The organism is Alcanivorax sp. 24, from assembly GCF_004360225.1.
Classification (GTDB): domain Bacteria; phylum Pseudomonadota; class Gammaproteobacteria; order Pseudomonadales; family Alcanivoracaceae; genus Alloalcanivorax; species Alloalcanivorax xiamenensis.
On the sequence record NZ_SNUA01000005.1, the window covers coordinates 158,449 to 175,206 of the forward strand.

Annotated in this window: 20 protein-coding genes; 9 read left to right on the top strand and 11 right to left on the bottom strand. The window is 61.7% G+C overall.

All coding sequences use genetic code 11. The annotated features are described in order from the left end of the window. Nucleotides 1–3 precede the first annotated feature (3 nt). The 8 genes from E0L37_RS08975 to fliR all read left to right on the top strand — a co-directional run bounded on the left by E0L37_RS08975 (nucleotide 4) and on the right by fliR (nucleotide 5,610). A complete protein-coding gene (locus E0L37_RS08975; protein ID WP_133491410.1) occupies nucleotides 4–1,068 on the top strand; it encodes a flagellar hook-length control protein FliK in 1,065 nt (354 codons plus the stop codon). Nucleotides 1,069–1,296: 228 nt separating this feature from the next. Continuing rightward, nucleotides 1,297–1,764, top strand: a complete 468-nt coding sequence (gene fliL / locus E0L37_RS08980; RefSeq protein ID WP_166643027.1) for a flagellar basal body-associated protein FliL — start codon at nucleotides 1,297–1,299, stop codon at nucleotides 1,762–1,764. A gap of 42 nt (nucleotides 1,765–1,806) precedes the next feature. Beyond that, entirely contained in the window at nucleotides 1,807–2,838 is a 1,032-nt protein-coding gene (gene fliM, locus E0L37_RS08985; protein WP_133491412.1) for a flagellar motor switch protein FliM, read from the top strand. Continuing rightward, entirely contained in the window at nucleotides 2,831–3,346 is a 516-nt protein-coding gene (fliN, locus tag E0L37_RS08990; RefSeq protein WP_133491413.1) for a flagellar motor switch protein FliN, read from the top strand. The genes fliM and fliN overlap by 8 nt, the downstream gene beginning before the upstream one ends. 3 nt (nucleotides 3,347–3,349) lie before the next feature. Then, nucleotides 3,350–3,775 carry a flagellar biosynthetic protein FliO gene (gene fliO / locus E0L37_RS08995; protein WP_133491414.1) on the top strand — a complete coding sequence of 142 codons (426 nt, stop codon included), beginning with the start codon at nucleotides 3,350–3,352 and terminating at the stop codon, nucleotides 3,773–3,775. A 50-nt stretch (nucleotides 3,776–3,825) separates the two neighbouring features. Continuing rightward, nucleotides 3,826–4,530, top strand: coding sequence for a flagellar type III secretion system pore protein FliP (fliP, locus tag E0L37_RS09000; RefSeq protein ID WP_133491534.1), 705 nt, complete (start codon nucleotides 3,826–3,828; stop codon nucleotides 4,528–4,530). A 13-nt stretch (nucleotides 4,531–4,543) separates the two neighbouring features. Continuing rightward, entirely contained in the window at nucleotides 4,544–4,813 is a 270-nt protein-coding gene (gene fliQ, locus E0L37_RS09005; RefSeq protein ID WP_133491415.1) for a flagellar biosynthesis protein FliQ, read from the top strand. Nucleotides 4,814–4,818: 5 nt separating this feature from the next. After that, nucleotides 4,819–5,610, top strand: a complete 792-nt coding sequence (gene fliR, locus E0L37_RS09010; RefSeq protein WP_133491416.1) for a flagellar biosynthetic protein FliR — start codon at nucleotides 4,819–4,821, stop codon at nucleotides 5,608–5,610. A 246-nt stretch (nucleotides 5,611–5,856) separates the two neighbouring features. Here the strand turns inward: fliR and flgL are convergent, their stop codons facing one another. The 11 genes from flgL to flgB form a co-directional block, all read right to left on the bottom strand. Beyond that, nucleotides 5,857–7,050 carry a flagellar hook-associated protein FlgL gene (gene flgL, locus E0L37_RS09015; protein ID WP_133491417.1) on the bottom strand — a complete coding sequence of 398 codons (1,194 nt, stop codon included), beginning with the start codon at nucleotides 7,048–7,050 and terminating at the stop codon, nucleotides 5,857–5,859. Between the two features lie 20 nt (nucleotides 7,051–7,070). After that, the gene (gene flgK, locus E0L37_RS09020) at nucleotides 7,071–8,690 is read right to left on the bottom strand and encodes a flagellar hook-associated protein FlgK (protein ID WP_133491418.1); all 1,620 of its coding nucleotides are present in this window, start codon (nucleotides 8,688–8,690) and stop codon (nucleotides 7,071–7,073) included. A gap of 225 nt (nucleotides 8,691–8,915) precedes the next feature. After that, entirely contained in the window at nucleotides 8,916–9,815 is a 900-nt protein-coding gene (flgJ, locus tag E0L37_RS09025; protein WP_133491419.1) for a flagellar assembly peptidoglycan hydrolase FlgJ, read from the bottom strand. Next, the gene (locus tag E0L37_RS09030) at nucleotides 9,815–10,951 is read right to left on the bottom strand and encodes a flagellar basal body P-ring protein FlgI (protein ID WP_205655594.1); all 1,137 of its coding nucleotides are present in this window, start codon (nucleotides 10,949–10,951) and stop codon (nucleotides 9,815–9,817) included. Before E0L37_RS09030 ends, flgJ begins: the two co-directional genes overlap by 1 nt. Nucleotides 10,952–10,965: 14 nt before the next feature. Further along, nucleotides 10,966–11,658: a flagellar basal body L-ring protein FlgH gene (locus E0L37_RS09035; protein ID WP_133491420.1), complete on the bottom strand. Its 693-nt coding sequence runs from the start codon at nucleotides 11,656–11,658 to the stop codon at nucleotides 10,966–10,968. Continuing rightward, complete coding sequence (gene flgG, locus E0L37_RS09040) at nucleotides 11,627–12,409, bottom strand: flagellar basal-body rod protein FlgG (protein WP_133491421.1); 783 nt, start codon at nucleotides 12,407–12,409, stop codon at nucleotides 11,627–11,629. The genes E0L37_RS09035 and flgG overlap by 32 nt, the downstream gene beginning before the upstream one ends. 53 nt (nucleotides 12,410–12,462) lie before the next feature. Continuing rightward, nucleotides 12,463–13,200: a flagellar basal body rod protein FlgF gene (locus E0L37_RS09045; protein WP_133491422.1), complete on the bottom strand. Its 738-nt coding sequence runs from the start codon at nucleotides 13,198–13,200 to the stop codon at nucleotides 12,463–12,465. A 17-nt stretch (nucleotides 13,201–13,217) separates the two neighbouring features. Next, nucleotides 13,218–14,399 carry a flagellar hook protein FlgE gene (gene flgE / locus E0L37_RS09050; protein WP_133491423.1) on the bottom strand — a complete coding sequence of 394 codons (1,182 nt, stop codon included), beginning with the start codon at nucleotides 14,397–14,399 and terminating at the stop codon, nucleotides 13,218–13,220. 14 nt (nucleotides 14,400–14,413) lie between these two features. Further along, nucleotides 14,414–15,097 carry a flagellar hook assembly protein FlgD gene (gene flgD, locus E0L37_RS09055; protein ID WP_133491424.1) on the bottom strand — a complete coding sequence of 228 codons (684 nt, stop codon included), beginning with the start codon at nucleotides 15,095–15,097 and terminating at the stop codon, nucleotides 14,414–14,416. Beyond that, nucleotides 15,097–15,495 carry a flagellar basal body rod protein FlgC gene (gene flgC, locus E0L37_RS09060; RefSeq protein WP_133491425.1) on the bottom strand — a complete coding sequence of 133 codons (399 nt, stop codon included), beginning with the start codon at nucleotides 15,493–15,495 and terminating at the stop codon, nucleotides 15,097–15,099. Before flgC ends, flgD begins: the two co-directional genes overlap by 1 nt. A 14-nt stretch (nucleotides 15,496–15,509) precedes the next feature. Continuing rightward, nucleotides 15,510–15,926, bottom strand: coding sequence for a flagellar basal body rod protein FlgB (gene flgB, locus E0L37_RS09065; protein ID WP_133491426.1), 417 nt, complete (start codon nucleotides 15,924–15,926; stop codon nucleotides 15,510–15,512). 148 nt (nucleotides 15,927–16,074) lie between these two features. Between flgB and flgA the strand changes: the two genes are divergently transcribed. After that, nucleotides 16,075–16,740: a flagellar basal body P-ring formation chaperone FlgA gene (flgA, locus tag E0L37_RS09070; RefSeq protein WP_133491427.1), complete on the top strand. Its 666-nt coding sequence runs from the start codon at nucleotides 16,075–16,077 to the stop codon at nucleotides 16,738–16,740. Nucleotides 16,741–16,758: the final 18 nt, after the last annotated feature.

The window sequence follows — 16,758 nt, forward strand, 5'->3', positions numbered from 1 at the left end:
CCCATGGACATTCAATCTCTGTTGACCCTGCCCGGCGGTGGCCTGAAGCCCGCCACGAACGCTACCCCCGCCGAAGGCACGGACTTCGCCACGGCCTTGCGGTTACTGAGCCAGAACGCCGCTCAACCGGCGCCGGCCGGACTTCAGGCTGACCTCCCCGCCGCCACGGCGCTGACGCCGCTGTCCGATAACACGCTCAGCCAGGCATTGACCGCGCCCCTGCTCGGTAACGTAAAAGAGCCGTTGAGAGTATTGCCGGATCACACCACGGGCCAGGAGGCCGGAGACGAACCGGAAGCGGTGACGGCGCTGTTGACTCCGATGGTTCAAACCGCCGCCCCGGCGACACCCACCGGCGAGAACGCGGACGCGGGTTCCGAATCACGGAAAGCCCGCGCGCCAGCCATGGTCACGCCGCCCTCCCCGGTCACGGCGGATGCCCAAGGGCTCAAGATGGAAAGCCAAAGCTCCGCTCCGCCGTTGCCTCCCCCCACGGCCACGGCGGAATCCATGGACCCGACCCGGCCGCCGGTGTCATCCACCAGCGCGGATGCGCCCTTGATCAGCGCTTCCGCCAATGAGCGGCCCACCACCTTAACGGCACCGACAACACCGTCGCCCACCGTGACCAGCGCCGCCCTCACCACCACCGTGGGTCAGCCGGGCTGGGGGCAGGAGCTGGGTCTGCAATTGGCACAATGGCAACAGCGCGGTGAACATCGGGTGGAACTGCATCTGCATCCGGCGGAGCTGGGGCCGCTCTCGGTCTCCCTCAAAGTGGATGACCAAGGCGCCCAGGCCCAGTTCTTCTCCGCCCACGGCCAGGTCCGCCAGGCTCTGGAGCAGGCGCTGCCGCAACTGCGCGAGGCACTGGCGCAGCAAGGTATCAGCCTGGGTGAAGCCAGCGTCAATGATCAGCAAGCAGGGCAGCAGCAACCGTCCCATTTCGCGCAATCGGAATCCGGCGCCTCATCCAACGCCCTACTGACCGACACCGAAATTCCCGAGCCTGCCAGCTCTCCGGCTCGCACTGTGTCGGTGAGTCAGGGTGTGGATTTGTACGCTTGAGATGCCGGGCTCCGGCCCGTTATTCGCTGGCAAGCCAGCTTCCCACGGAAGAGGAGCGACGTAGCCTCTATGGGAGCCTGCCTTGGCAGCGAATGATGCACCGCTACCCTTCTCCCCAAGCCTAAAACCCCGAGATAACCCCATTAGCGCGTCCTATTCCAGCCATGGTCATGGCTTCGTCATCGGCATACTCGACGGCGTGAGGAGTAGTTGATCAGGCGGATGAGCATGGCCGAAAAAAAGGGTTCACGGAAACTGGTGTGGCTGATCGCCGCGTTGCTGGTGATGACCACCTCTCTGGCGGCAGCCAACGTCTATTTGCTGATGGATAAGAGCGGCGACAGCAAACTCGCGGCGAAGGTGGTGCAGACCGCCCGTTCGCCAATCTACGTCAAAGTCGATCCTTTCACGGTGAATTTGCGTGACGATTTCTGTGGCCGCCATCTTCTGTACGCGGGGATATCCCTGCAGGTGGGCGACAGCACCACCGAGGATTTCCTCAATGACTTCATGCCCCAGGTGCGCAGCCGGCTGTTGCTGCTGACCTCGGGCCAGAAGGCCGGGGAGATGATGACGCCGGAAGGGAAAGCGGCGCTGATCGAAAAGATCCTCGCCCTGTTCGAAAAGGAACTGGTGAGCGGCCAGCCGACGCTGCGGGTGGACGATGTTCTGTTCACCGAGTTCATCGTGCAATGACACGCCTTCCGATATTCACCGACGCCGCCCGACGATAACGCCATGTCCCAAGACGATCTGCTGTCCCAGGAAGAAATCGACGCGCTGCTGAACGGTCCCGGCGGCGATGACGACGGCGTCAAAACCGACGAGTCGCGGATCAAGCCGTACGACCCGGCCTCGCAGCATCGGGTGATCCGGGAACGGTTGCATAGCCTGGACATCATCAACGAACGCTTCGCCCGTCATTTCCGCGTGGCCCTGTTCAACCTGATCCGGCGCAGTGCCGATATCACCGTGGATTCCGTGCGCTATCAGAGTTTCAAGGATTTCGCCCGCAATCTGCCGGTGCCGACCAATCTCAATCTGATCGCGATGAAACCACTGCGCGGCACCGCCCTGGTGGTATTTCCACCCGGCCTGGTGTTCATGGTGGTGGACAATCTGTTCGGCGGCGATGGTCGTTTCCTGACCCGCTCCGAGGGCCGGGAATTCACCAATACCGAACAGCGGATCATTCGCCGGGTGCTGCGCCTCGCCATCGATGCCTACCAGGAATCCTGGAGCACCGTTTTCGCCCTGGACGTCCAGTATCTGCGTTCGGAGATACAGGCCAAGTTCGCCAACATCACCAACTCCCCCAACGAGATCGTGGTCAATACCACTTTCCATCTGGAGGTCGGCAATCTGGCCAGCGACTTTCAGGTGTGCATCCCCTACTCGATGATCGAGCCGCTACGCGATGTGCTCACCAACCTGGGCCCCAATGGCCGCGAAGGGGATCAAAGCTGGACCCGGCGGATGGCCGGCGAGTTACGCCAGACCGAGGTGGAGCTGGTGGCGGAGTTCGTTTCCGTGGCCAGCCGCATCGCGGACGTGATGGCACTGAAGCAAGGCGATGTATTACCCATCGAACTACCGGACAGTGTCCGCGCCCACGTGGACGGTGTTCCAGTCATGGAGTGTGAATACGGCAGCCGTGAAGACCAGCGGGCGTTGCGCGTGGTGCGCATGATCGATCACACCGGTCCACCTTCGAGCTCCCCGTTCGTTAAAGCGTCCACGCCGCAACCCAAGGAATCCGAAGATGAGTGATCCCAATAAACCCGATCAGCCGGAGCAGCCGGAGCAGCCGGAGCAGCCGGAGCACGATGACCTCTGGTCCGAAGCGTTGAACGAAAAAAACAGTGGCGGCGAGGACGACCCCTGGGCCGAAGCCCTGGCCGAGCAGCAAGCCGGTGACGCCAGCGATGACCCGACCGGCGGCGGCGATGCCACCCGCAACGCAGGTGGCCAGGTGTTCAAGCCACTGGAAGCGGAAGCCGGGTCTGGTTCCGGGCCGCGCGATCTGGAAATGATCATGGACATTCCGGTGAAGCTGACGGTGGAGCTGGGGCGTACCCGCATCACCATAAAACAGCTGCTCGAGCTGGCTCAGGGGTCAGTGATTGAACTGGACGGCCTGGCCGGCGAGCCCATGGACATTCTGATCAATGGATACCTGATCGCCCAAGGCGAGGTGGTGGTGGTGGACGATCGCTACGGCATCCGTATCACCGAAATCGCCACCCCGTCCGAACGGGTCCAGAAGCTGAATCGCTGAACCATGAACACCGATACCCTGACACAACACGGTGAAGGCTGGATCGGACTCGCGGTGATCGGTAAAACCGCGTTCGCCCTGCTGCTTATCGTCGCCATTATCCTGTTGTGCGCCTGGCTGCTGCGCCGCCTCAACAACCTGCCCGGTCAGGGTCAGGCACTGAAAGTGGTCAGCAGCCGCGCCCTGGGTCCCAAGGAACGGCTGGTCGTGGTGGAGGTGGAAGGCACCTGGCTGGTGCTTGGCGTTAGCGGCGGCGGCATCAGCAAGGTTCATGAATTGCCGGCGCCGAAGCGAGCCGCGCTCGCGGGCGAGCATCGGGACGTCGCGAATCAGGACATCAGTTTCGCCGCGCGCTTCGCCAAAGCGCTCAACGGGAGCGAGCGGAAAGGGTCCGGCGGCACCGGCAAAACCCGCGGGACCGGATCATGAAGCGCGGCCAGCGCTGGCTGCTGGTGGCCACCCTGCTGGTGTCCGCGCTGATGCTGCCTGATCTGGCCGGGGCGCAAGCCAGCATTCCCGGTCTCACCAGCCAGCCCACCGCCGACGGCGGCCAGCAGTGGTCGATCCAGCTGCAAACGTTGTTGCTGCTCAGCAGCCTGGCGTTCCTGCCCGCTCTGTTGCTGATGATGACCTGCTTCACCCGCATCATCATCGTGTTCAGTTTGCTCCGCACCGCCATGGGGACCCAGTCGGCGCCGCCCAATCAGGTTCTGCTCGGACTCACTCTGTTTCTCACTTTCTTTATTATGTCGCCGGTGTTGAACCGGGTTTATCAGGAAGCCTGGGTGCCATTGTCCAACGATGAAATGGGCTTCGAGCAGGCGCTCAGCGTCGGCAGCGAGCCGTTCCGGGAATTCATGATAGCGCAGACCCGGGAGCCGGATCTGGCGCTGTTCGCGCGGCTGGCCAAGGCGGAAAACCTGAATGGGCCGGAGGACGTGCCATTGCGCGTGTTGCTACCGGCGTTCGTGACCAGCGAACTGAAGACCGCGTTTCAGATTGGCTTCACCATTTTCATTCCATTTCTGATCATCGATCTGGTGGTGGCCAGCGTGTTGATGGCCCTGGGCATGATGATGGTGCCGCCAGCGACCATTTCGCTGCCTTTCAAACTGATGCTGTTCGTGTTGGTGGACGGTTGGCAACTGCTGATCGGCTCGCTGGCGCAGAGCTTTTTCGTCTGACCGGAGGAACGCCATGACACCGGAAGCGGTAATGGGCCTGGCCTATCAGGGCATGATGGTAACGCTGATGCTGGCGGCGCCGCTGTTGATCACGGCTCTGGTGATCGGTCTGCTGGTCAGTCTGTTCCAGGCCACCACCCAGATCAACGAGATGACGCTTTCGTTCATTCCGAAGATTCTCGGTGTGTTCGCAGTGGTGGTGCTGGCCGGTCCATGGCTGCTGCATCTGATCATCGACTTCACCCGCGAGCTGTTCCAGAACCTGCCGCTGCTGTTGTCCTGACCCCAATGATTCAGGTCACCTTCGATCAGCTGCACACCTGGCTGACCGCCTTCTGGTGGCCTTTTCTGCGTATTCTGGCGTTTTTCAGCGCCGCGCCGTTGCTCGGCCATTCCAGCGTGCCCCGGCAGATGAAGATTGGCCTGGGGCTGCTGATCTCCATCGCGATCGTGCCTCATCTGCCGGCGCCCCCGGCGATTCCCGTGCTGTCCTGGGCCGGCCTCGGGGTCTCGGTGGAGCAAGTTCTGATCGGCGTGGCCATGGGGCTGGTATTGCGGGTCATGTTCGCGGTGGTGATGGCCGCCGGCGACTTCATCGGGCTGCAGATGGGCCTCGCCTTCGCCACCTTCGTGGCCCCCGACACCGGCGCCAACACCATGATCGTATCGCGTTTTCTGTACATGATAACGCTGCTGATGTTTCTGGCGGTGAACGGCCATCTGATGGTGATCGACACCCTTGCGGGCAGCTTCCGGACACTGCCGGTGGGGCTGGCCGGTCTGGATAGCGATGGCTTCGAACTGCTGGTGCGCTATGGCGGTACGATATTCGCCTCCGGTCTGATGCTGGCGCTGCCTCTGGTCTGTGCACTGCTGATCACCAATCTGGCGCTCGGCATCCTGAATCGCTCCGCGCCTCAGTTAACGGTGTTTTCAGTGGGTTTCCCGTTGTCGTTGACCCTGGGGCTGTTTCTTCTGACCGTACTGATGGGGGACCTTGGGCGTTTTCTTCAGGGCTTGTTCGGGGAAGGACTGGAGGTTTTGCAGCATCTGCTGGAACGTTTGGCATCCCCTGTTTGAGAGGCCTTTGGAGAGATCGACTGTGGGAAGCTTGCTTGCAAGCGAATGGACTTTCCAGCCCAAAGATTCGCTTGCAAGCAAGCTTCCCACAGTGACTTCGTAGGGAATTCCTGAAAAGCCCCGTCATCCCAGGCTTGACCCGGCCCCCTCTGGAGGGCGCATCACTTCGTAGCGGGAGATGCCGGATCCAGTCCGGCATGACGTTTTTCAGCGGCTTCATGGCTCATGCCATGAGAAACCGGCCCTTTACATCCGGTCGAACAGCGACATCCCCTTGATGCCCATGAAGCTCTGTTGAGCGGCTTGCAGACCGACCTGGCGCAGCACGTACTCGGAAATCGCTTCGACGTAATCCAGATCCACCAGATCCGACATGGTCTGCTCGTAGTTGAGAGTACGGTTCTCCGCCACCGTATCCACCACGTCCAACTCGTTAAGGCGGGCGCCAACCGAGGCCCGCACGGTGAGAACATTGTCCAGGCCATTGTCCAGTTCGCGCAGTGCGTTGTTCAGGGTGTTGGTACGCGCCGCCTTCTCCGCGTCGGTGGAGGCCGGATTCTCCAGCACCGCCAGAGCCCGCTCAAAGGTCGCGAACAAGTCCGGATCCATGTCGGCGGCTTTGTCCACCGCGATACTGTCACCGTCCGCCGGCGCGCCTTCCAATGTCATGGAGAGACCGCCGAAACGGATCGGTTCACCTTCCTGATAAGGTTGCGGCACGCCTCCGTTGACCCTGTAGGTGATATCGGTTCCGTCGTCGGCGAACTCGATGGTAAAGGCGCCACCGAAGTCCGGGTCATCGACATCAACCACGTCCGGTCCGGTGAAGGTCAGGGATCCACTATTGCCGCCTTCGGCGCGAGCCAGATAGCCGGCACTGGTATGCACACTCTGGAAGATGTCCTCGCCGTTATCGGACACCGGCATCAAACGGGAGGCATCGATGCGCTGCTGGCGCACCCGGGTATCCCCCACATAGTCCACGCCGCCGCCGTTTTTGACGAACGGCGGGCTGTCGTCCTGGTAGCCGCCGAACAGATAACGGCCGTTACCGTCGGTGGCGTTGGCCTGGCCGAGCAGGGTTTCATAGATCCCGCGCAATTCACTGGCGGCGGAATCCCGGTCAGCGTCGCTGAGCGTGCCATTCACCGCCTGCAGGATCAGTGTCTTGGCTTGAGTGATTGAATCACTGGCGCTGTTCAGCACGCTCTCTTCCTGGGACAGCGCATTGCGCGCGCTGACCCTCGCGTCACCATATTGTTCGGTGAGCGCCAGGGATTGCGCCACGCGGACCGCCTGGGAAGCGGCTTGCGGATCGTCGGACGGATTGACTACCCGCCGCCCGGACGCTATCTGCTGACTGACTTTCATGAAGTCCGCCTGCTGCCGGTTCATGGAGGTCATGCTTTGCTCGAACATGGTCACCGTACTGATACGCATAACGAGGGCTCCTTGACCGGTTAACGCAGGCCAAGAATCGAATCCAGCACGGTGCTGCCGACTTCGATCACCTTGGCGTTGGCCTGGAAATACTGTTGGAAACGGATCAGGTTGGTGGCTTCCTCATTGAGGTCCACCCCGGATACCGACTGTTGCACGGCGCTGAGTTGCTCCTGCAAACCCTGCTGTGCCGCCAGATTCACCTTGACGATATTGGTGCGGTTGCCAACGTCCCCCACCAACGAGGCGTAAGCCTGGCTGAACGTGGCGTTGCCGCTGACCAGAGACTGGTTCTGCAATTCCTGCAGCGCCAGCGCGTTTTCGTTGTTGCCGCTGCCGGCGGCACTGCCGGCGGCGATCTCGGCGGTATCGCGAATCAGCATTTCCATACCACCGGCGGCATACCGGGTGGGCTGAACCTCGAAGCGATCATTGGCGACGAGCTGTGTCGGGTCATCAATGGTGACGACCACGCCACCGAAGCTGAGCTGGTTATTGGCATCCAGGGTGGCATTGACGGTTTCGCCATTGTCCTTGCGAGTAATGGCGAACTCACCGGTGGCGGGATCAACCACGGTCACCGTGTAATCGCTGGTGGTCAAATCACCGGCATCGCCAAAGGCAACCGACAGCGTGGCGGTGCCGGTGTTATCGGCGTGGCTGTACAGGCGGGGGGTACCAATGGCGAACATGTCGCCGCCGGCGTCGCCATTCAAATCAACACCGGCACGGTGCTGCTCATTGAAGGCCCCGGCCAGGGATACCGCCAGACGGCCCAGCTCGTTCTGGGTTTTATCCAGAGTCTCTTCGCGGAAGTTCAACAGCCCGCCCAGGGTACCGCCCTGAATGTTCTTGCTCTTCAGTTCCACCAGGTTACCGGCGGAGTCGTGGTAGCCCACCACCAGACGGGACGGGTCGGTCTTTGATTCCACCGCTTCCAGATCGAAACTACGGGTACCGGCCACCAGCGGCTGGCCATTACCGATACTCAGGTTGTAGGTGCCGCTTTCCTGCACCGACAACTTGACGTCGACACGCTCACTCAGTTCCGCCACCAACTGGTCGCGTTGATTGAGCAAGGCGTTCGGTGCTTCGCCCTGCTTGGCTTTGGCCAGGGCAATTTCCCGGTTCAGATTGGCGATCTGCTCGGCGGTGTTGTTGATCTGAGTGATCTCGTCACTGATCTGTCCGTTAATACCACTCTGCATGTCATCCAGGTATTGCTGGAACGAGCGGAACTGGGCGGACAAGGTATCGGCGCTACCGATCACGCCCTGGCGGGACGCGGGGTCGGAAGGCGCCCCGGCCAGGTCTTCCAGGGAGGAGAAAAATTTCTGGATCAGCGGAGCCAGGCCGGCCTCCTGATCCGCCAACAGATTGTCAATCTGGCTGACCTGAGTCTGGTAGGCCTGCAAGGCGCTGGCGTTGCTGGTGGATTGATTCAGTTGCTCGGCCACGTATTGGTCGAACTGACGCTGAATGTCGTTTACCCGCACGCCGTTGCCGACCCCGCGTTCACCCAGCAAAACCAGCTCCCGGTTGTAGCCGGGCGTGTAGACGTTACTGATGTTGTTGCTGGTGGTGTACAGCGCGTTCTGGGCCGCGTTCAGACCACTCAGGCCAATGGAAAACAAGCTCATCGACGGTATCCCTGCGTTATCTAATCAGGTTATCGGCGGCGGCGGGCGCTACTTGAGTCCCGGCGGCGGTTTTATTTGTATTGACGGCCAGAGCATCTGATGTTCGACCTTTTTATATGGCTCGTCATTCGCTGCCAAGGCAGCTTCCCACAGCGGCTCCGTAGTAACCTGCTGTGGGAAGCTGCCTTGGCAGCGAATAGCGCACCCGCACATTGCGGGATTACATTAGTCGATCGTCGTGCTTGCCAGCGAGGTGCCGCTCAATCCCTCCATGACCGCAATCAATTTCTCCGCGTAGGCCGGATCGGTGGCATAACCGGACGCTTGCAGGGCACGAGCGGCGCTGTGCGCATCCGGCGCCGACATTACCCCGGCGTAACGCGGATTTTCAGTGAGCAGACGACCATGATCGGCGAAGGCATCGGCGTAAGAGTCATAAACACGGAAACGATCCACCTGCCGGACCTTCTCACCATCCACGTACTCGTGGGTGATAATGTCGGTCGTGTTGCCGCGCCACCCCGTCCCGGCCTTGATGCCGAACAGGTTATGACTGTCGGCGCCCTCGGCGGTGTGAATGCGATGGCGCCCCCAACCGGTTTCCAGCGCCGCTTGCGCCAGCAGCAATTCCCGTGGCAGACCGCTGCGTTCACTGGCTTCGCCGGCGGGCCCGGAGAGCCGTTGCAGGAACGCCTCCTTGCTCCATTCCGCCTGACGTTCCACCACCCCGGCAAAGCGGTCCGGCGCGGTGACCGGTAACGCCTGCTTCGCCCCCAAAGCACGGGGCACGGCTCCAAAAGCAGCCGGCACCTCGGTACCGCCGCCGGCCCGTGGCGACAACTGGCTGATCAGTTGCTCCGCCAGACCGACGCCACGACCCGCCACATGTTGCGCCAGCTGCTGGTCCGCCAGCGATTGATAGAAGCGGGACTGGTTGCTGTCGAGCAAATCCGAACGAGGGACCGCATCACGCATGCTCTTGACCATCCGCTGCAAGAACAACGCTTCGAACTGTTGCGCCGCGTGCGCCAATTGTTTGGCCGGTTCCAGAGCGGCTTTTTGCTTGAGCCGCTGCAGCCCCTGCAAATCGAGGGCGAACTGGTTATTGCCCGCGCCAACAGCCATCACAGTATCTCCAGTTCCGCGCGCAGCGCGCCGGCTGACTTGAGCGCCTGAAGGATCGACATCAGATCCTGGGGCGTGGCGCCCAAGGCATTCAGCGCGTCCACCACTTCCATCAGGTCCGCGCCTTCCACCACCTGCAGTGCCCCGCCCTCCTGCTCGATACGAATATCACTGTCCGGCACCACCACGGTTTCCCCGTCACCAAACGGCGCCGGCTGACTGACACCAAAACGGGTGTCGATGGTGACCGAGAGGTTGCCGTGGGCCACCGCCGCCGGTCGCAGCGTGACGCGCCCGTTCAACACCACCGAACCGGTACGGGCATTGATTACTACCTTGGCGGGGGCGTCCGAAGGATTCAGCGCAATGCGTTCCACCCGCGCCATGAACGCCACCCGGCGATTATCGTCGCGGGGGCCGACCAGACGAATGACACCGCCGTTGACGGCACTGGCCACCGGCGAGCCAAACTCCTGGTTGATCGCCTGCACCGCGCGCCAGGTGGTATCGAAATCGGCATCGTGGAACTGCAATTCCAGCACACCGTTGTCTCCACCGAGCTGTAACGGTACTTCCCGCTCCACCATGGCGCCGCCGCTGATACGGCCACCGGCCTGTTGATTGATCTGAGCACTGCTGCCGCCGGACTCGGCGCCAACCCCACCGACCAGAAGGTTACCCTGGGCCAGGGCATAGGTTTGGCCGTCCACGCCTTTCAGCGGCGTCATCAGCAAAGTGCCTCCACGCAGGCTGCGCGCATTGCCCACCGAGGACACCACCACGTCAATGCGCTGCCCGGGGCGGGCGAACGCCGGCAGATCGGCGGTCACCATCACCGCTGCCACGTTACGCAGCTGCATGTTGGTACCCGCCGGCACGGTGATACCCAACCGCGAAAACATATTGGTCAGCCCCTGGGTGGTGAACGGCGTCTGCATGGTCTGGTCGCCGCTGCCGTCCAGCCCCACCACCAGGCCATATCCCACCAGGGTGTTGTCACGCACGCCGGCAAAGCTGGCCAGTTCCCGCAGAGTTTCCGCGCCGGCGGACAGTGGCCATGACAACAGCAGGAACAGCCATGCCGCCAACCATTTTGGGCGGTGCGATCGGGAACGAGGTAAGGCAAACAGTTTCATGGTTGGCGCCGTCATCAGAACGGGGAGATATTCAGGAAGAACCGCTGCAGCCACCCCATGTGCTGAGCTTCATTGATGTAGCCGTCGCCGACATATTCGATGCGCGCGTCGGCGACCCGGGTGGACAGTACCGAGTTGTCGCCGCGAATCACCTGGGGATCCACCACGCCGGCGAAACGGATGAATTCCGTTCCCTGGTTGATGGCGATCTGTTTTTCCCCCCGCACGCGCAGATTACCGTTGCTCAGCACCTCCAAAACGGTAACGGTGAGGGTGCCGGTGAAACTGTTGTTGGCCCGGGAACCGCCGCCCGCTTCGAAGGTGTTTTCACCGGTCAGGTCGAAGCCATAGTCGGCCAGGCCCTCCAGCCCCTTGGGCAGCACTTGCGGCGTAAAGGTGCTGTTGCCGGTACGGTTGGCATTACTGCTGGAGACTTTGCTGGCGCTGACTTCTTCGTCGAACACAATGGTCAGCACATCACCGGTCATACGCGGCCGGTTGTCCTCGAACAGCGGGTGATAGCCACGCCTGGCCTGAAAAATGGAGCCGTTGGCCTGGGGCGCCGGCGGCTGGGCGATCTCCACCCGCTCCTGTTCACCCACCACGGAAGGGCGCGGCAGTTGCGCGCAGCCCGCCAACAGAAACAGGCCCAGGGCCAGCCCCCACCGGCGCGGATCAGAGCTGGGTGAGCCGGGCAAGCATTTCATCGGAGGTTTGCACTGCCTTGCTGTTGATCTCATAGGCCCGCTGGGTCTGGATCATGTTGACCATTTCCTCCACCACATTGACGTTGGAGGTTTCCACATAGGATTGGTAAATCCGGCCGGCGCCGTTCATGCCCGGCATGCTTTCGGTACGCATACCGGAAGCGGCGGTCTCCAGGTAAAGATTCTCGCCGATGCTTTCCAGGCCGGCGGCGTTAACGAACGTGGACAGGGTCAACTGCCCCACTTCGCGGGCATCGGTGGAACCGGGCTCGGTGATGGAAACAATACCGTCCTGACCGATGGTGACGCTGAGCGCGTTATCGGGAATCAGGATCGCCGGCTCCAGCGGGTAACCACTGGACGTCACCATCTGGCCGTTCTCATCCAGCTGGAAGCTGCCGTCACGGGTATAGGCGATGGTACCGTCCGGCATCAGCACCTGGAAAAACCCCTTGCCGTTGATCGCCAGATCCCGTGAGTTACCGGTCTGCTCAAGCCCCCCCTGAGCGTGCAAACGTTCGGTGGCCACCGGCCGCACCCCGGTGCCGATCTGCAGACCGGACGGCAAGCGGTTCTGTACATCGTTCTGACCGCCGGGCTGACGCAGATTCTGATACAACAAATCCTCGAACACGGCGCGGGATTTCTTGAACCCATTGGTGCTGACGTTGGCCAGGTTATTGGCGATCACGTCCATCTTCACCTGCTGCGATTCGAGACCGGTCTTGGCGGTCCACAAAGAGCGAATCATGGCGATGTCCTCTTTCGGTTATCTCGTTATCGGGCCGCATTCGCGGGCCGACCTCAGTTCATCGACAACAGAGCGTTGGCGCGCTGTGAGTTCTGGTCGGTGTGCTCGATCACTTGCAGCTGCATCTCGTAGCGGCGGGCGGTGTTGATCATCGACACCATGGCTTCCATGGTGCTGACGTTGCTGCCTTCCAGGGCACCGGATTGCAGACGACCCAATTCATCACGCGGCAGCACACCGGCTCCGGCGCGGAACAAACCGTCATCACCGCGCTCAAGATTTCCGGCGGCGGCGTTAACCAGTTTCAGACGTCCGACCTCGGCGATGGCATCGGGCTGCTCCCCGGCGCCGATGGCGCTGACGGTGCCGTCGGCGCCGATCGAGAGGCTGGCACCGAGCGGCACCACGATGGGGCCGCCATCGCCAATCACCGGCCGGCCGGCACTGGTCAGCAATCCCTCGCCGTTGACCTGAAGATCACCTCGACGGGTGTACGCCTCGGTGCCGTCGGCGCCCTGTACCGCCAGCCAGTTGCCCTCCTGCAGAGCCACGTCCAGATCACGACCAGTGGCGTTGATCGGACCGATACTGAAATCGGTGCCCGGCGTGGTCGCCATCATCGACACCCGCGTCGGCAGTGCTCCGTCACCCCGCACCGGCACCGCCCGCAGCGCGTGAATCTGCTCGCGAAAGCCGGAGGTGGTGGCGTTGGCCAGATTGTTGCTGACCACCGCCTGCTGGTCCTGGCTTTGCTTAGCCGCCACCATGGCGGTATAGAGTATGCGGTCCATATCTCAAGCCTCGACGATTAACGCAGGTTCACCGCGTTCTGCAGAACCTCGTCCTGCACCTTGATGGTTTGAGTGTTGGCCTGGTAATTGCGTTGGGCGATGATCAGGTCCACCAGTTCGGAGGTCAGATCCACGTTGGAGACCTCCAGCGCCTGGGATTCCACGTTGCCGAACATGCCGGTACCCGCCAGCCCCAACAGCGGCTGCCCGGAGGTACCGGTTTCCACCCAGGCGTTATCGCCGGCCGGCCGCAAACCTTCGGGATTGCGGAAGTTGGCCAGGGCCAGGGTGCCGAGCACCTGAGACTGCTCATTGGCGTAATTACCAATGATGTTGCCGTCGTCGTCCACGGTGACCCCCACCAGGCTGCCCGCGGTGTAACCGTTCTGATCCAACGAGCCCAGGTCGAATTCCTGACCGAACTGAGTGGTACCTCTGAAGTTGATGCCGAACGTCACGTCATCGGCGCCGTTGTTCATGGCAAAGGCGTGGTCCGGAAAAGTGCTGTTGGCTTCATCCAGGGTGCCGTTGCTGTTAAAGCGCAGCTCACCGGTGTTGGCCGCATCCACGGTGCCATCCACGGCACTGTGAACCGCCCATTCATTCTCACCGGTTTTGACGAAGTACAGCGTCATGGTGTGCTGGACACCGAGGGAATCATAGACCGTGGTGGTGTTGGCGTAGGAGTAGGTGTCGTCGTCCGCCGGATCGAAGGCGTCGGTGATGATGTCGCTCTCCGCGTCCAGATTGAAGGTGGCATCCACGCCAGTGGTGGCGCTGGCGTTCATGCCACCGGCCGGCACCTGCAGCACCTGTGGTTGGCCGCCAGTGCCAACCCCCTCCGGGAAACCGGTGAGACGGGCACCCTGAGCGTTCTCCAGATAGCCTTCCTTGGTCAGGGTCAGCTGGCCGTTACGGGAATAGACAATCTGGTCACCCTGCAGATAACGGAAGAAGCCGGCCCCATTGATGCCAAGGTCCAGGTTCCGCCCGGTGCTTTCCAGCGTCCCGTTGGAAAAGTCCTGCAATACGCCGGCCACTCGCACCCCCTGGCCGACTTTGGCGCCGGTATAGACATCGGCGAACTGCACCGATGACCCCTTGAACCCCACTGTCTGGGAGTTGGCGATATTGTTGCCGACCACATCCAGTTGACTGGCGGCCGCGTTAAGACCGCTCAATGCCTGAGAAAAACCCATCTTTCAGCTCCTGTTCAGAGAATCTGCCGGACTTCGTCCAGCGTCACCGGATCGGAAATGCCGCCAAGGTCCAGACGCGGCTGACCGTCGGTTCCCATCTTCACCCCGTTGACCAGGGCATAATTCAAGGTGGTAACGTCCATCGACGTGTCACCGCTGGTGGCGGTCACCGAAACCTTATAAGCGCCTTCCGGCGCCAGGGTTTCGTCTTCCAGTTTGCCGTCCCAGACAAAGGACTCGACACCGGCGTCCAGGGCGCCCAGTTCAAAGCGGCGCACCACCTGCCCGGAACCATCGGTGATAGTGACCACGACGTTATCGGCGCCTTTATCCAGCTCCACACCGAACGGTGTGGTGGCTCCCTCTTCACCCACCAGCACCCGATCGCCGGAAACCAGCACCCCCCGGCCGATCAGGGCGGTGGCCTGCAGTGCCTTGCCGGCGTCGATTTGATCGTTGATTTCTCCGAGCCGGGCATTGAGTTCCTGGATGCCACTGACGGTATTGATCTGCGCCAGCTGCGAGGTCATCTCCGCGTTTTCCATCGGATTCATCGGATCCTGATTTCTCAGTTGCGTCACCAGCAGAGTCATGAAACTGTCCTGCAACTCACCGGCGGCGCCGCGGCTGCCGCCACTGCTGGTGCTGTTCATACTGTTCAGAACGGAGTTACTAATGTTCTGGGTGGCAGCCGCCATCAGTTCTCTCCCACGGTCAGGGTTTTCAGCATCATCTGTTTGCTGGTGTTGAGCACTTCCACGTTGGCTTCGTAGGAACGGGAGGCGGCGATCATGTTGACCATTTCATGAACCGGCTCCACGTTCGGCATGGTCACGTAGCCCTGTTCGTCCGCCAGCGGATGATGGGGCCGGTACTCGCGACGCAGGGGCGCCGGGTCCTCCACCACTTCCCGCACCGACACGCCAACACTGCCTTCCCCGTTTTGGCGGCTTTCGAACACCACCTGGCGCGCCCGGTAGGCTTCACCATCGGGCCCGGCAACGCTGTCGGCATTGGCCAGATTGCTGGCGGTGACGTTCATGCGCTGGGCCTGAGCCACCATCGCCGAGCCGGAAATTTCAAAGATGGAAAACATAGCGGCTTCCTTTTTTATTCCGATTGCATGGCGCCCTTGAGGCTCTGAATACGGCTGTTGATCATGGTGAGCGCGGCCTGGTAACGGACCGAGTTATCGGCGAATTGCACCCGTTCCACATCCATGTTCACGGTGTTGCCGTCCAGGCTCGGTTGGTCCGGCACCCGGTACAGCAAGTCCACCTGCTCAGAGGATATCCCGGCGGTCCCTGACGGAAAGTGCCGCTCGGACGTGGTGGTCAAATGCAAGGCCCGCGCCTGTTCACTCCCGGCCACCGCCCGCGCCAGCTCATCGGAGAAGTTGAAGTCACGCGCTTTGAAATGCGGGGTGTCGGCGTTGGCGATGTTGCCCGCCAACACCCCCTGCCGTTGGTGACGAAGTTGCAGCGCCTGCTGGTAGAAGTTCAGGGCACCGGCCAGTTTGTCGATCATGGCGAAACTCCTTTTGGATACCACCAGACTAAAACGGGCGGGGACACGGCAAACGGCCAAACAGCCCCCTATTTGATCGTTATTTCGTTTATTCGCCTGCTGGCGGGTTTCGTACAATGCCGTTATCAGGCCGTGGGAGAAGCAACGGATGAAGGCATTGCGCTGGCTGGTTACCGGCTTGTTACTGACAGCCGCCTCGCTGGCGGTGGCGGTGGCTCCGATGGAGCAACAGGCCAGGGCCTTTCTGTTGCGGGAGGCCGCCGGGTTGGGGGATCACATCGAGGTGACGATGCAATCGCCGACCGCGCCTTTACCGCAATGCGGCGACGCCACCCCGTTTCTACCTGGTCATCAGCGCCCCCTGCTCGGACCGGTGACCGTCGGCGTGCGCTGTGATGGTCAGGTCCGTTATCTGCAGGCCCGGGTCAGCGCCCGGGGGCGCTACTGGGCTGCGGCGCAAAACCTGGACGCCGGCACCATTCTGGAAAAAGACGACCTGCGAGCGCGGGAAGGGGACCTGAGCACCCTGCCACGCCGGACGGTCACCGATCTGGATCAGCTTGTTGGCAAGGAACTGACCCGCCCACTGAACGCCGGCATGGTGTTGCAAGACAGCGTATTGCGGGTACGGCCGCTGGTACGCCGGCGACAACCGGTGAAGGTGGAAGCCATGGGAACCGGCTTTCGTATCGAACGCGCGGCCCACGCTCTGGAAGACGGCGCATTGGGTGAGCGGATCCGGGTGCGCTTGCCGGACCGGCGGGTGCTGACAGTGGTGGTGAGCGGGCCAAACCGGACCCGGGTCACATTTTGACCTTTCCGGGCTAAAGCG